This is a genomic window from Sphingomonas endophytica (genome assembly GCF_001476895.1).
In the GTDB taxonomy this organism is placed as follows: Bacteria; Pseudomonadota; Alphaproteobacteria; order Sphingomonadales; family Sphingomonadaceae; genus Sphingomonas; species Sphingomonas endophytica_A.
In genome coordinates, this window is record NZ_LDTB01000185.1 from 1 (window position 1) to 823 (window position 823).

Genomic DNA, 823 nt, shown 5'->3' on the forward strand with positions numbered 1-823 from the left:
GTCGAGGATGCCGGCGAGCGCAGCCTCGAGGTCGTGCAAGGCCTCGGGGCCGGCATTGAACGCGGCGAGCGCATCGGCGAGCACGATCTGGCGATCGAGCCGCGCGAAATGGTCGCGGAAGAACGGCCGCACCACGACGTCCTTGTAGGCCTCGTATCGTCGCCGCATCATCGCCCATAGCGAGTGATCGGGCGCGCTGCCGTCCATGGGCACGTCGAGCGGCGCGAAGGTCAGCGCCGGCGTGTCGGCGAGATTGCCCGGCATCAGGAAGCGGCCCGGCGGCAGCAGGCTCATCGCGAAACGCTCGTCGCGGCAGGCGCGAAGATAATCGGTGAACAGGCGCGCCTCGGTGAGCGCGGCCTGCTCGTCCTCTCTCGCTTCGGGCTTCAGCGTGGCCAGATGGGCGTGCCAGGGCGCCGCGAGTTTCGCGCGCAGCGGCTCGCGCGACAACGCAAGGCTTTCCGCCGACCATTGCTCGTAGCTCTTGCTCAGCAGCGGCAGGTCGAGCAGCCATTCGCCGGGATAATCGACGATATCGAGGGTGAGCGTGCGGTCCGCGCCATTTTGCCGCTGATACTCGATCACGAGCCGGAGTTCGGAGATGTCGGTGGTCGAGCTCGGCCAAAGCCGCTCCTCGACCAATGTCCGGACATGGTTCTCATAGGCGAAGCGCGGCACCGCATCGTCGGGCTGCGGAGCGAGGTAGGCGCGCGCGATCCGTCCCGAGGCATAGGCCTCGAATACCGGGAAGCGGCCGCCGCGGGTCAGGCCGTGCACCAGCGCAGTGATGAACACGGTCTTGCCGGCGCGCGACAGGCCGGTG

At 68.2% G+C, this 823-nt stretch carries 1 protein-coding gene; it reads right to left on the reverse strand.

Annotation, left to right across the window (positions count from 1 at the left end):
* Window positions 1-823: YcjX family protein (locus tag NS334_RS16665; RefSeq protein ID WP_193753152.1), on the reverse strand; the 823-nt coding region annotated here is incomplete at both ends.